Here is a 12,846-nt window from a genome sequence, read left to right as displayed (position 1 = left end):
CGGTTTTTGCTATGACGACTCGCCGCCGTTATGCCCACCAAACGTCATGACGTCGGCAATCTCACGCATTGTTGGCACGGGGAAGGCGTAGGCGTGCGAGACCATCACGGCACCAGCGGCGTTTGCCATTGATAGTGCGCGGTGCATTTCCTGGCCGCGTACCAAAGCGCCGCACATCACTGCGATGTGCACGTTACCAACACCGGAGGTATCCACCGCCTGCGTTGCGTATGCCGGTACCTGTTTCAGCTCACCAGTCACGCCCTCGCGATATTGACAACCGAGCGATCCCATTCGCGTGACTTGAACACAATCCGGCTTCAAGTAGTCTTCCAGTATGCGCGTAGCATCAACTTGCTTCAAGATACGCGGCAGGATGCCGGATTCGCGCAAGTTCATGGTTAAAACGTCAGCTCGCTGAAGCAACGGCTGCCACAAATGCGGCTCAATCGTATCGATCATTGGCGAGGGAGCCAGCACCACCTTCACCTTCGGATCAATACTGTTCACCCAGTTTGCAAAACGCTGCCCGGCTTCGCCGCTGCTTATCACCGATCCGTGCACGAGCAGGACGTCCCCATCCTCCAGCTCGATCTGCTCAATCTGGTCCAGCAGCAAGTCAGATTCAACGCCTGCGGAGACTATAACGGTATTGTCGCCCTCATCCTCAACCAGCTGGATTGACACGCCAATGTCACCCATCACCTCGCTGGTCAGAATCTGAACCCCATTTTCTTCAAGATCTTTACGGATCATGTAGGAGTTCGGGCCTGTGCCAAGCATTGACAACATGCCTGTAGCAACTCCCATGTTCGCCACCGCAACCATGCCCAGGTAGCCTCCACCTGGACTGGAGAGCACGGAACGCGCGGGGATCATGGAGCCGCGTTCAGGGAGCTTCTCAATTGCAATCGGCAGGTTCAAAACCACCGGCTCAGTTGATAAAAAGCGCGCCAACTCCCCTCCTACTGTTCTACTACGACAGGGACAATCATTGGGCGCCTACGCAACTTGCGACCCACCCAGCGGCCAATCACGCGGCGCATGGCCTGCTGGCACGAGTACGTGTCCGCCTCAGGATCTTCGAGCGCCCTAGCCAACGCGTCCTTAACATCCTGTTCGATCTCCTCAAACACGGAATCTTCTTCGGCCATGCCCACCGACTTAATAGTTGGGCCGGACAAAATCATTTCGTGTTCCAGATCCACAACCGCGTAGATTGAAATGAAACCTTCAGAACCGAGGACGCGGCGATCTTGTAGCTCCGACTCGTCCAGGTCGCCCACGCTACGCCCATCCACGTAAATGTAGGAGCAAGGGATAGCTCCAACCACGCTGGCTTCCTCATCTTTCAGGTCAACCACCACACCATCCTCAGCCAGCATCACGTTGCTGGCCGGCACGCCGGTTTTCACCGCCAAGGCACCATTGGCAACCAGGTGGCGGACCTCTCCGTGGATCGGCATAACATTCTTCGGTTGAATGATGTTGTAGCAGTACAGGAGCTCACCTGCCGCAGCGTGGCCCGACACGTGCACCTTAGCGTTTGCCTGGTGCACCACCTTTGCGCCCAGCCTGGTAAGCCCATTGATCACGCGGTAAACAGAATTCTCATTACCCGGAATAAGCGAGGAGGCAAACACCACCGTATCGCCGGGACCTACCTCAACAAAACGGTGCGTGCCACGCGCAATCCGCCCCAGGGCCGCCATCGGCTCACCCTGCGATCCCGTAGCCATGTACACCCGCTGTTGCGGTTCAAGCTGTGCAATCTGCTTGCTGGTAACGATCACATCATCGGGAATATCCAAGAACCCAAGTTCCGAGGCGATCCGCATGTTGCGTTCCATGCTCCGCCCGATCAGCGCGACCTTGCGGCCCGTCATCACAGCGGCGTCGAACACCTGCTGTACGCGATGCACGTGGGACGCGAACGAGGCCACCACGATCTGTCCCGTGGCGTGCAGGAAAACATCTTCTAAAACCGGACCAATCTCACGCTCCGGAGTTACAAAACCAGGAACCTCCGCGTTGGTTGAATCAACGAGGAACAGGTCCACGCCTTCCTCGCCAAATCGGGCGAATGCGCGCAAATCCGTCAAACGACCATCGAGAGGAAGCTGATCCATCTTGAAATCGCCGGTAATCAAGGCGGTTCCTGCGACTGTGCGGACGAACACCGCGAGGGCGTCTGGAATCGAGTGCGTCACAGACACAAACTCGAGGTCAAATCCGCCGAGTTGCACGCGATCACCCTCAACAACCACGTTCAAATCAAAGCCCTCAATGCGATGCTCATCCAACTTAGGCTGCACAAAAGCAAGGGTAAGTTCAGAGCCGTAAATTGGAATATCGTTGCGTAGCTTCAGCAGGTACGGGACCGCTCCAATGTGGTCCTCATGCCCGTGAGTTAGCACCATCCCCACAACGTCATCCAGGCGATCCTCAATGTAGCTGAAGTCCGGCAAGATCAGATCCACGCCAGGCTGGAGCTCTTCGGGAAACAGCACACCGCAATCAACGATCAAGAGCTGCCCGTTCAGCTCAAAAACCGTCATATTACGGCCGATGTCCTTCAGCCCTCCCAAAGGAACAACGCGCAAAGTATCAGGTTCGAGATTCGGCGGCTTCGGCAGAGCATCGTATAAAGACATCATGCTTCGATTGTGCCACGAGTTAGCCGAGGCGGCTATCTACTCACAAAAGCTCCAGGTCCTCCATAACGCGACGCATGCGGTCCAGCTCTTCATCCAAGGCCGGGACGAGCGGCAAACGCAGGCGATCACTTTCAATGATTCCCATCATGTGCACCGCGGCCTTCGCCATCACGGCTCCCTGACCTCCACCCATAATCGAATCAATGAGCGGCGTCAGCAAGCGTTGAATGTTCCTTGCCGTATCAATATCGCCCTCGTTAATTGCATCAATCTGTTGCCTAAAGAAAGCACCTGCAACGTGGCCAACCACCGAAATAATGCCCGAAGCGCCCTGTGCCATCAGCATGCAGTTCAAGCCGTCATCACCCGAATAGTAGGCGATCCCAGTGCGGTTCATCCGCTTAATCGCTTGCTCCGGCTTACCGGTGGCATCCTTCACCGCGACGATACGTTCATTGCCTGCAAAGTAGTCCAGCGTTTCATCTGAAAACGCGAGGCCTGTGCGTCCCGGAATGTCATAGAGGACCACGGGCAGCGTAGTTTCGCTAAGGATTGCATCAACGTGTGCGCGCAACCCCCTCTGCGACGGACGGTTGTAGTACGGGGAAACCACCAACAGCCCATCCGCACCGTGTTCCTGCGCATTCACCGCCATACGCACCGCGTGAGCCGTATCATTTGAGCCCGCACCTGCAAGCACAAATGCGCGCTCACCCACGGCTTCAACAACCGCGTCAGTCAGCTCGTTCTTCTCCGGCTGATACGTTGTGGGGGCCTCGCCGGTAGTACCGGAAATGAGAACACAGTCGGTACCTGAATCAACCAGATGCTTTGCCAAGCGCTGCGTGGATTCTATATCCAAAGAGCCGTCTTCGTGGAACGGCGTAACCATCGCTACGGACTGCTGACCAATCGGGTGCTTAACTTCGCTCATGATGCCATGCTAGCCATCGCGGTTTCGAAAGCCAGCAGGTGTCCGCTACTTGAACCAAAGATTACAATTTTTGGCTAAAACTTTGCCCACCATAGGTGTTCAACCACGCGGTGTGGACCAACCTCCAGCTTGCGCAAAATGCCGGCCGGCCCAAAACCGGCCTCCTGGAACAAACGAATCTTCTGGCCATCTCCGGCCACAATCCACACGCGGATATTCTTCGCACCATCGTCTTGTGCCAAATCTGAAAGCGCCGCCAGGAGCCTCGACCTATGGCCTTCTCCCCTATGATCAGGATCCACCTCCAGCGCTATGATCTCTGTGCCCGGCTCATCCAAGCCCTCCACACCCGGCACAGGCTCGGCAGGTACAGCCGCTGCAAAACCGGCCACGAGATGGGCATCCAGCGCCGTGAGGATCCTAAATCCGGGCGCGGGAGGAGACGCTATCGACTCCTGCCATGAGGCCGCCATTGCTCCCTCATCCAACGTAGCCCCAATCTGGGGATCGAGCTTCCCATCAACGCCCTGCGCTAACGACTCCAGCATCCCTTCAGTCTGGATGCGTGCAATAGCAGGGGCGTCGTCCACAGTGCTTGGACGCACCGACCGGTCCGCATTGAGCGCGCTCTTGTGGTGAAACCTATCCAAAATTCGTACCCAATCTACAGGTCAAGCAAATGTTCCAGGCCAACCGTTACGCCCGGGGTATCGGCAATCTTACGCACCGCCAACAACACGCCCGGCATGAATGACTCACGGTCAAAAGAGTCGGTTCTAATCGTTAGCACTTCACCGGGATTGCCTAGCAGGACCTCTTCAGTTGCCGTCATTCCTCTCAAACGCAAAGCGTGCACCGGCACGCCGCTGTAGCGCGATCCGCGCGCACCCTGCGGGTCAGTTTCCGTCGCATCTGGCATTGGCTCACAGCCCGCCTGCTTCCTCGCCTGCGAAATCTTCTGCGCCGTTGCAACCGCAGTACCGGAGGGAGCGTCTACCTTATTCGGGTGATGCATCTCCACAATCTCAACGGACTCAAACAGGGGCGCTGCCTTGGCGGCAAACTCCATCGCCAGCACCGCCGACAATGCGAAGTTCGGGGCAATAAACACGTTCGCGCAGCTCGTCTGCTGAGCCGCACGCACCTGGTCTAGCTCGTCATCGGTCCAGCCAGACGTGCCCACCACCGCGTGAACACCCGCAGCCAACAAGTCAAGAACGTTTTGCAACTTCACGCTCGGAACCGTAAAGACAACGGCGACACTGGCACCAGCCAACGACTGCTCATTTATCGCATCACCCGCATCAAGCCGGGCAACAACTTCCAAATCGGAGGCAGCCTGAACCGCCGCACACACAGTAGAGCCCATCCGGCCCTTTGCACCAATCACCGCAACTTTAACCATGACAACACCCTATCTTTGCGCCCAAACTTCCTCGACCACAGGTCACTAAATGGGCATCACAACGGATCTGCACGCGGGCTGATCAAGCAAGAACTGAGCAAGATCAGCCACATCAGCGCCCGTAATCGCATTAATACGCGACAGAGTCAGCTCCAGCGGAATAAACCTGCCGTGAACCACCTCCGCGCGCCCCAAACGCGCCATGCGAGCACCAGAGTCTTCCAATCCAAGTGCCATAGCCCCGCGCAACTGGCCCTTCACTCGGGCAAGCTCCGCATCAGTTGGGCCAGCAGTAGCAAGATCCACCAGCTGCTCACGCATCAGCTGTTCAACTAAATCCACATTCTTTGGCGCGCATCCCGCATACATCCCAAAATGGCCATAATCGACGTACGCCGTGTCAAACGCATAAGTCGTGTAAGCAAGCCCACGACGCTCGCGGATCTCTTGGAACAGGCGGCTGGACATCGACCCGCCCAAAATGCTCAGTAGCACGGCCATCGCCGGGCGGCGATCATCATTAGCGGTAATTGAGCGGCCTCCCAGAAGAACATGAGCTTGCTCCCCCGGCTTTTCCTTTTGGACCTCACGAACATCAAAAACCGGTGCCGGCTGATTGCCGATGCGCGTAGATACCGGCACCGCGGCCGGATCCAAATCCCAGCCCGCCCCAGCTAGCGCCGCGCCAACCAGTTCGCACAGCTCCGCGTGATCCACAGCTCCCGCCGCAACGATCACAAGCGAGGATGGCCTGTACTTCTCGTGATAGTAACCCACCACGGCATCACGCTGGGCAGCCGAAACTGTCTCAATCGAACCACCTATGGGACGGCCCAGAGGGTGATCGCCATAAATCGCCTGCGCAAAATTCTCATGCACGATCTCCACCGGATCATCATTACCCATAGCGAGTTCGTCTAGAATCACGCCCCGCTCGCGCTCAAACTCGGCCTCGTCCAGCAATGATGAGGACATCATGTCCATCAGCACTGCCACAGACATCGGCAAATCCTCAGCCAATGTCCGCGCCCAGTAGTACGTGTATTCCTTCGTTGTCGCCGCGTTGGACTCGCCCCCCACCTCGTCAAACGCGTTCGCAATATCCTGCGCCGAGCGCGTGGGGGTACCCTTGAATAGCAGGTGCTCCAAGAAATGCGTAGAACCAGCCTGCGCAGGCTGCTCATCACGAGAGCCCACCGGACACCACGCAGACAGCGAAACGGAACGCTGCGCCGGCACGTGCTGCGACAAAACCCGAACACCGCCAGGCAAAATAGTTCGCTGAATCAAAGTTTCATCATCAAGCAACGTGATCGCTGCGCGCTCATCAGCAGAAGAAACCAGCGGAAGATCAGAAACCTCAAGCACCCGCGAAATCCTATCCAACTATTACAACTACTACTTCAACGTCTACAGGCCCGGATTGTCCTCGCCTGGATCGACGGCCTCGTCATCCCCGCCAATCACCTTGCGCGGCGAGGCGCTCGCAGCTGTTCCCGGAGTTTGCATGCGCGGCGCGGCGCCGCCCTCATTTGGACCTACCGGGTCATCGACCTCGTGATTCGGGGAAGCTGCAGGCGTTTTCGCAACCGAGCTCGCAGTCCCGTTACTCTTAGTGGACTCTTTCAGCGACGCGCCCAGCACCTTCGCGGTTGGAACTGCCCCCGTTAGCCCCAAGATCAAGCCAACCAAAGATGCGACCGCCAGTACCACCATCGCAAAGACTGCGTTGCCAAGAGAAACCACCACATCTGCGCCTGCCAGTGCCAACGAGGCGACCCAAGTTAGGCCTGCTGCAAGACCCGCGCCGACCAGCACCACCAAATAGAACGAGCGTGGCGCCAAATTCCACGTGGCCCTTCCAAGAGCCAGCCCAGCGGCCATTGCTATACCTGGAATTGCAATCAACGTTAGGCTCATGATCATGTACGCCAGCGACGTCGAACCAGGATTCAACGCATCATCCACTGTGTTCCACATGATCACCGCAATCAAGAAATCAAGTACCAGCAGTGCAAGCATCACGAACAAATCTGTATAGCGTCGCATTTCGCCCTCCCAAACAAGACAACAAACCCAATCATATAGGGAATAAAAAGAGGCATAAACAAAGCGCGGGGAATGCAACAGCACTCCCCGCGCTTCGCTAGACGCTATTAGTCGTCCTGGCCCTTACGCGTACGCGTGCGGGGGCGACGACGGTTGTTGTTCGAGCGGCGGCGCTCCGAGCGCTTCTCTTCGCGCTGTTCGCCATCTTCCTCGGACTCATTAGCAGTCTCAGCCGCTTCGCCTTCAATAACCGCGTGTAGCGAAAGCTTGCCGCGATCATCAACCTCAGCGATTTCAACCTCAATCTGCTGGCCAACCGAAAGCACGTCATCAACCGAGTCAATGCGCTTGCCACCTACGAGGCGACGAACCTGGCTGATGTGGAGCAGGCCGTCCTTGCCCGGGGTGAGCGAAACGAACGCACCAAACGAAGTAGTCTTAACGACCGTACCGACGTAACGCTCGCCAACTTCTGGAAGCTGCGGGTTTGCAATGGCATTGACCATGTCACGAGCCGCATTTGCAGCCTCGCCGGTCTCGGCGCCAATGTAAACCGTGCCGTCGTCCTCAATGGTGAGGTCCGCACCGGTGTCTTCCTGAATCTGGTTAATCATCTTGCCCTTCGGGCCAATGACCTCGCCGATCTTCTCAACCGGAACCTGAACCGAAATAATGCGTGGTGCAAACGGCGACATCTCATCCGGCTCAGAAATAGCCTGGTTGATGAGATCAAGGATCACGAAGCGGGCCTCACGAGCCTGCGCCAATGCTTCCTTGAGCACCTGCGAATCGATGCCATCAAGCTTGGTATCAAGCTGCAGAGCCGTGATGTAGTCGCGAGTACCCGTCACCTTGAAGTCCATGTCGCCAAAGCCATCCTCAATACCGAGGATGTCGGTTAGCGTAACGGCCTTCTGCTCACCATCTACCTCACCGGTAATAAGTCCCATTGCGATACCCGCAACCGGGGCACGCAACGGCACACCGGCCTGCAGGAGCGACAGCGTGGACGCGCAAACCGAACCCATCGAGGTCGAACCGTTCGAGCCGAGCGCCTCCGACACCTGACGGATCGCGTACGGGAAATCTTCACGCTTTGGAATAACCGGAACGAGGGCGCGCTCCGCAAGCGCACCGTGACCGATCTCGCGGCGCTTCGGCGAGCCCACACGGCCCGTCTCACCCGTGGAGTACGGCGGGAAGTTGTAGTGGTGAATGTAGCGCTTGGACTGTAGCGGTGACAGGTTGTCCAGCTGCTGCTCCATGCGGAGCATGTTCAACGTGGTAACGCCCATAATCTGGGTTTCACCGCGCTGGAACAGAGCCGAACCGTGAACGCGCGGAAGCACCTCCACCTCGGCTGCGAGCGAACGAATCTCCGTTGGAGTACGTCCATCAATACGCTGACCGTGACGGAGCACGCGGTCACGCATAAGCTCCTTCTCAATCGCGCGGAAGGCGGCCTTTAGATCCTTCTCTTCCTCTTCCTCGAACTTCTCTGCAAGGTCCTCAAGCATCTTCTGCTGGATCTCGTCGATGCGATCCTCGCGCTTGAGCTTTTCTGCAATCGTGAGAGCCTCCGACAGATCAGACTCAACAGCGGCCTTCACAGCATCGTAGTGCTCATCCTGATAGTCGAGGAACAGCGGGAACTCAACGGTTTCCTTACCGACCTTCTGCGCGATCTCAAGCTGGGCCTCACACAGCTGGCGGATGACTGGCTTCGCGGCCTCAAGGCCGTCAGCAACAACATCTTCCGTCGGAGTAGTGCCACCATTTTCGATGAGGTCGATCATCGAGTCGCCGCCACCGGCCTCAACCATCATGATCGCAACATCGCCATCAACAACGCGGCCTGCAACCACGATGTTGAACGTGGAACGTTCCATCTCGGAATAGCGCGGGAACGCAACCCACTGACCATCAATCAAAGCCAGACGCGTACCACCGATCGGGCCGGAAAACGGTAGACCCGAAATCTGGGTGGACAGCGAAGCCGCGTTGATCGCAAGGACGTCGTACGGATCCTGCGGGTTCACAGCCAGCACTGTACCTACAACCTGAACCTCGTTACGCAGGCCCTTCACAAACGCGGGGCGAAGCGGACGGTCAATCAGACGACAAGCCAAAATGGCCTCCTCGCCCGGGCGACCCTCGCGGCGGAAGAAACCACCCGGTATACGACCAACCGCGTACTGGCGCTCCTCCACGTCAACCGTCAACGGAAAGAAATCAAACTGGTCACGCGGGTGCTTACCAACCGTCGTGGCCGAAAGAATCGTGGTCTCATCATCCAAGTACGCAAGCGCGGAGCCTGCGGCCTGGCGAGCCAAACGACCCGTTTCAAAACGAATCACGCGCTTGCCGAACTTACCGTTATCAATCACGGTTTCGACTGCGGTGATGTCATCTCCCTCCATCATGGGAAATCTCCTTTTCACTAGAGACTGCCCCGGACCGGCCTTCGATTGAGACCCACGGAAAACAAGCTCCGGAAGCCACTACCGAGGACCGCGCTCCAAGCGGCAGTCCAACCATCTTCAAACTGTAGGGCGCTAGGCGCGCCAAAACATCCTAATACGGAAAATATGGCCCGGCTCCCAGCGGGAGTCGGGCCACCCAACGCTATCGACGCAGACCCAAACGGGCAATCAGCGCGCGGTAACGCTCAATATCAACATCGGCTAGGTAGCCGAGCAGACGACGACGCTTACCAACCAGCAGCATAAGACCGCGGCGGGAGTGGTGATCGTGCTTGTGCGTCTTGAAGTGCTCAGTGAGGTCACGAATACGCTGTGTCAAGAGCGCAATCTGGACCTCGGGCGAACCCGTGTCGCCCTCGTGAGTTGCGTACTCTTTGATGATCTGTTCCTTGACATCCTTAGAAAGGGCCATGGGTTCTCCTTAATAATCTCGTTGCACGGCGCTCCGGGGCCTATTCTCCCGGGCATAACGCGTCCGTGGCCGATTCACGGCAACCTTTACGATACCATGCGCCTGGGCAGCATCTTGCGTAAGCCCCATATTCTGCGCCTTTTACGCCGTGATATTAGACACCTAACCGGCCGTAACGGCGCTTGGATCCACCCGACCCGCAACCGCTACACCCAAAACGGATGCGGCTTCGCGAATGTCCTCATCCATTTGCGCAAGAAGTTCTTCCACTGAATCGAACTTCTTCATGCCGCGCAGGCGCTTAACAAACGAAACCGCGATCTTCTCGCCATACAGGTTCAAATCCGAACGGCCTAGCACGTGCGCCTCAACGGTGCGTTGAACCCCATCAAACTGGGGATTCGTGCCCACCGAGATCGCCGCGGGTAAGAACACGCCTGCGGGCGCATCCGCCACCTGGCGAGTAAGCCAGCCGGCATACACGCCATCTGCCGGAATCACGCCGTCGCAGTCTTCCTCCAGATTTGCAGTTGGAAAACCAAGCTCGCGGCCTCGCTTATGCCCATGCTTCACAACGCCTCGAATTCTATGCGGACGCCCGAGAACCCGAGCGGCCTCGGCCACCTCGCCCTCCTGCAACAGCTCACGCACCCAGGACGAAGACCAGCGTGTGCCATTCTCATCAACGATGTCGGGAAGCGCTATCACGTCGAAGCCAAACTCTTCGCTCAGACTTCGCAGGGTTGAGATGCTGCCGGAATTACCGGCACCGAACTTCATATCCTCGCCAACCACAATGCCCTGCACCCCCAGAGCCTTGCTTATGTTCGAGATGAACTCACGCGGGGTTTGTGAATAGAGCGCCTCGTTGTAGTCGAGCACCAGCGTTGCATCAATACCGTACCCGGCAAGCGCATCCAGGCGGTCTACCAGCGTAGTGATGAGCTTCAGATTACGCCCCGGACAGTGTACCTGCACCGGATGTGGGAAGAAGGTGATAGCCACTGCGAGCGCGTCCTTCTTGCCTGCCATATCCGCACACATGCGAATCAGCTGTTGATGCCCGCGATGAACTCCATCAAAATTTCCGATCGTTACAACCGTGCGCAATCCTTCGGGTACTTGTGCAAGACCATGCCACACACTCATCACCATGAGCTAAAGCCAACTCCCCAAAATGGTAGGAAAACTAGACTACTTTGCCTGTTCTGATTGCTTGCGACGTCCGCATCCGCAACCACCGCCACGAGAGCCGTGTCCACCACCGTGGCCATGCCCATGACCGCGACCTTTACCACCGCATCCGCAGCCACCACCACCGTGGCCCTTACCACCGCATCCGCAGGTCTTCTTCTCTTGGCCCGCGGCAGAGATGTCGCGTAGCCCCAACTCGTTCATCGGATTATCCATGGGTTTACCTCCATCGGTTTTCACAGTGGGTCCGTGGAAAATACAAGCACAGGTTGATACTTCTTTCCACTTCTCTTCAAAAGTGCCCGCACTTCTCCCTTCCACGTGCAAGCAGTTATCTGCCCGTCCGGAGTACGCACTTCGACCTTTGTCGCGTTACCGTGGCGCATCGCCTCGGCCTCGGATTCGGTAAGTTCGATACTCCCAAACTGCTGGCTTGCTACTCTTGTCAAAGAAAGCACGTCAATCGGCTCCGGGTCCTCTTCGTACTGGTTGGAGACGAAGCTGGCGAGCCGATCTAACGTGACGGCATCATCGAGCGTCCACTTCCCTACCCGGGTTCGCCTAAGCGCAGTTAGGTGCGCTCCGGTGCCAAGCATTTCTCCAAGGTCCCGGGCAATCGCCCGCACATAAGTGCCGCTGGAACATTCAACCACCAGATCGAACTCCAAAGCGGGCGTGCCATCGCCGAGCTTAATTGGTACTAAATCCGAAGTGCGTTGCAGGCGCGAAATCAAAACCGGACGAGCCTGTAGCTGCACAGTTTTTCCCTCGCGATGCAGAGCGTGGGCACGCTTGCCGCCAACCTTGATCGCCGATACCTTAGCCGGCACCTGCATGACCTCACCGCGCATGGAGGCAAGTGCCTCGTCAACCCTCTCGGCGCTCACATCGCGAGCCCCCTGCGCAGAAATAATCTGTCCGTCAGCGTCATCAGAATCAGTTGCTGCGCCAAGCAACACGCGCGCGTGATACTGCTTGTCTGCCCCGGTAATGAACGCCAGCAAACGGGTTGCCTTCCCAATTCCAAGTACGAGGACACCCGTGGCCATCGGATCAAGAGTGCCCGCGTGCCCGACCTTGCGGGTTGCTGCCAAGCGGCGCACCGCCCCAACCACGTCGTGACTTGTTACGCCGCGGGGCTTGTCCACGATCAGTAACCCATCAGCCGCGCTTACCTGGGCGCGAGGCATATCCAGCCGCGGTTTCACTCTTCCTCAGCGCTCTTGTACGGATCCTCTTCGCCAGCGTATTTGGCGTTCTTAGCGGTTTGGGCAAGCTCTTCGTCAGCCTTACGCGCCTTTAGCAGGGCCTCTTCAATATCGGCTGCCGCCTGCGGCAAACTATCAGCCTGAAAATCAATAGTTGGAGTGAGGCGGATACCGAGGGCCTTGCCAACCTCCGAACGGATCAGCCCCTTAGCGGACTCCAGTGCCTTTGCGCTCTTCGCCGCCTCGTCCGCCGAACCGAGCACCGTGTAAAAAATCGTGGCGTGCTGCAAATCGCCCGTCACTCGAACATCAGTTACCGTCACAAAACCCAAACGCGGATCCTTAATCCGACGTTCAAGCAAACGAGCTACCGTCTGCTGAATCCGATCCTCCACCTTACGCTGGCGATTAATATCAGCCACTGCGGCCTCCTCAAAAATAGAACCGGCCTCAAATTTAGCAAAATAAACCGGCTCCCACCTTTTAGGCGGGAGCCGGCACTAC

13 protein-coding genes are annotated in these 12,846 nt (G+C 57.4%); all 13 read right to left on the bottom strand.

The genetic code is table 11. The annotated features are described in order from the left end of the window. Window positions 1-9: 9 nt before the first annotated feature. The 13 genes from HMPREF2891_RS05060 to rbfA all read right to left on the bottom strand — a co-directional run bounded on the left by HMPREF2891_RS05060 (window position 10) and on the right by rbfA (window position 12,764). Window positions 10-957, bottom strand: a complete 948-nt coding sequence (locus HMPREF2891_RS05060; RefSeq protein WP_070664104.1) for a PfkB family carbohydrate kinase — start codon at window positions 955-957, stop codon at window positions 10-12. Window positions 958-965: 8 nt separating this feature from the next. Next, entirely contained in the window at window positions 966-2,657 is a 1,692-nt protein-coding gene (locus HMPREF2891_RS05055; protein WP_070664102.1) for a ribonuclease J, read from the bottom strand. A 40-nt stretch (window positions 2,658-2,697) separates the two neighbouring features. Then, window positions 2,698-3,591, bottom strand: a complete 894-nt coding sequence (gene dapA / locus HMPREF2891_RS05050; protein WP_070664100.1) for a 4-hydroxy-tetrahydrodipicolinate synthase — start codon at window positions 3,589-3,591, stop codon at window positions 2,698-2,700. Between the two features lie 74 nt (window positions 3,592-3,665). Continuing rightward, window positions 3,666-4,181, bottom strand: coding sequence for a GNAT family N-acetyltransferase (locus HMPREF2891_RS05045; RefSeq protein ID WP_222566265.1), 516 nt, complete (start codon window positions 4,179-4,181; stop codon window positions 3,666-3,668). 74 nt (window positions 4,182-4,255) lie between these two features. Next, window positions 4,256-4,996, bottom strand: a complete 741-nt coding sequence (gene dapB, locus HMPREF2891_RS05040; protein WP_034508021.1) for a 4-hydroxy-tetrahydrodipicolinate reductase — start codon at window positions 4,994-4,996, stop codon at window positions 4,256-4,258. Window positions 4,997-5,041: 45 nt separating this feature from the next. Beyond that, complete coding sequence (locus HMPREF2891_RS05035; RefSeq protein WP_261666841.1) at window positions 5,042-6,382, bottom strand: M16 family metallopeptidase; 1,341 nt, start codon at window positions 6,380-6,382, stop codon at window positions 5,042-5,044. A 24-nt stretch (window positions 6,383-6,406) separates the two neighbouring features. Next, complete coding sequence (locus HMPREF2891_RS05030; RefSeq protein WP_070664094.1) at window positions 6,407-7,045, bottom strand: hypothetical protein; 639 nt, start codon at window positions 7,043-7,045, stop codon at window positions 6,407-6,409. 107 nt (window positions 7,046-7,152) lie between these two features. Then, entirely contained in the window at window positions 7,153-9,468 is a 2,316-nt protein-coding gene (locus HMPREF2891_RS05025) for a polyribonucleotide nucleotidyltransferase (protein ID WP_070664092.1), read from the bottom strand. Between the two features lie 202 nt (window positions 9,469-9,670). Then, window positions 9,671-9,940, bottom strand: coding sequence for a 30S ribosomal protein S15 (rpsO, locus tag HMPREF2891_RS05020; protein WP_034508030.1), 270 nt, complete (start codon window positions 9,938-9,940; stop codon window positions 9,671-9,673). A gap of 162 nt (window positions 9,941-10,102) precedes the next feature. Further along, window positions 10,103-11,089 (bottom strand): bifunctional riboflavin kinase/FAD synthetase, encoded by a 987-nt coding sequence (locus HMPREF2891_RS05015; RefSeq protein WP_070664275.1) that lies wholly within the window; start codon window positions 11,087-11,089, stop codon window positions 10,103-10,105. 45 nt (window positions 11,090-11,134) lie between these two features. Beyond that, on the bottom strand, window positions 11,135-11,350 hold the full coding sequence (locus tag HMPREF2891_RS09540) for a hypothetical protein (RefSeq protein ID WP_148131711.1): 216 nt from the start codon (window positions 11,348-11,350) through the stop codon (window positions 11,135-11,137). A 20-nt stretch (window positions 11,351-11,370) separates the two neighbouring features. Further along, a complete protein-coding gene (gene truB / locus HMPREF2891_RS05005; protein WP_083311257.1) occupies window positions 11,371-12,342 on the bottom strand; it encodes a tRNA pseudouridine(55) synthase TruB in 972 nt (323 codons plus the stop codon). Then, entirely contained in the window at window positions 12,339-12,764 is a 426-nt protein-coding gene (rbfA, locus tag HMPREF2891_RS05000; protein ID WP_070664088.1) for a 30S ribosome-binding factor RbfA, read from the bottom strand. Before rbfA ends, truB begins: the two co-directional genes overlap by 4 nt. Between the last annotated feature and the right edge of the window lie 82 nt (window positions 12,765-12,846).

It is taken from the genome of Actinomyces sp. HMSC065F11 (assembly GCF_001813085.1).
In the GTDB taxonomy this organism is placed as follows: domain Bacteria; phylum Actinomycetota; class Actinomycetes; order Actinomycetales; family Actinomycetaceae; genus Gleimia; species Gleimia europaea.
Note: the sequence above shows the minus strand (reverse complement) of the source record. Positions and strands in the feature narration are given on the sequence as shown.

What these genes read in the sequence shown, in the direction of transcription:
- HMPREF2891_RS05055 (WP_070664102.1), bottom strand. Translation starts at nt 2,657, where the DNA reads ATGATGTCTTTATACGATGCTCTGCCGAAGCCGCCGAATCTCGAACCT.
- dapA (WP_070664100.1), bottom strand. Translation starts at nt 3,591, where the DNA reads ATGAGCGAAGTTAAGCACCCGATTGGTCAGCAGTCCGTAGCGATGGTT.
- dapB (WP_034508021.1), bottom strand. Translation starts at nt 4,996, where the DNA reads ATGGTTAAAGTTGCGGTGATTGGTGCAAAGGGCCGGATGGGCTCTACT.
- HMPREF2891_RS05030 (WP_070664094.1), bottom strand. Translation starts at nt 7,045, where the DNA reads ATGCGACGCTATACAGATTTGTTCGTGATGCTTGCACTGCTGGTACTT.
- HMPREF2891_RS05025 (WP_070664092.1), bottom strand. Translation starts at nt 9,468, where the DNA reads ATGATGGAGGGAGATGACATCACCGCAGTCGAAACCGTGATTGATAAC.
- rpsO (WP_034508030.1), bottom strand. Translation starts at nt 9,940, where the DNA reads ATGGCCCTTTCTAAGGATGTCAAGGAACAGATCATCAAAGAGTACGCA.
- HMPREF2891_RS05015 (WP_070664275.1), bottom strand. Translation starts at nt 11,089, where the DNA reads ATGAGTGTGTGGCATGGTCTTGCACAAGTACCCGAAGGATTGCGCACG.
- HMPREF2891_RS09540 (WP_148131711.1), bottom strand. Translation starts at nt 11,350, where the DNA reads ATGGATAATCCGATGAACGAGTTGGGGCTACGCGACATCTCTGCCGCG.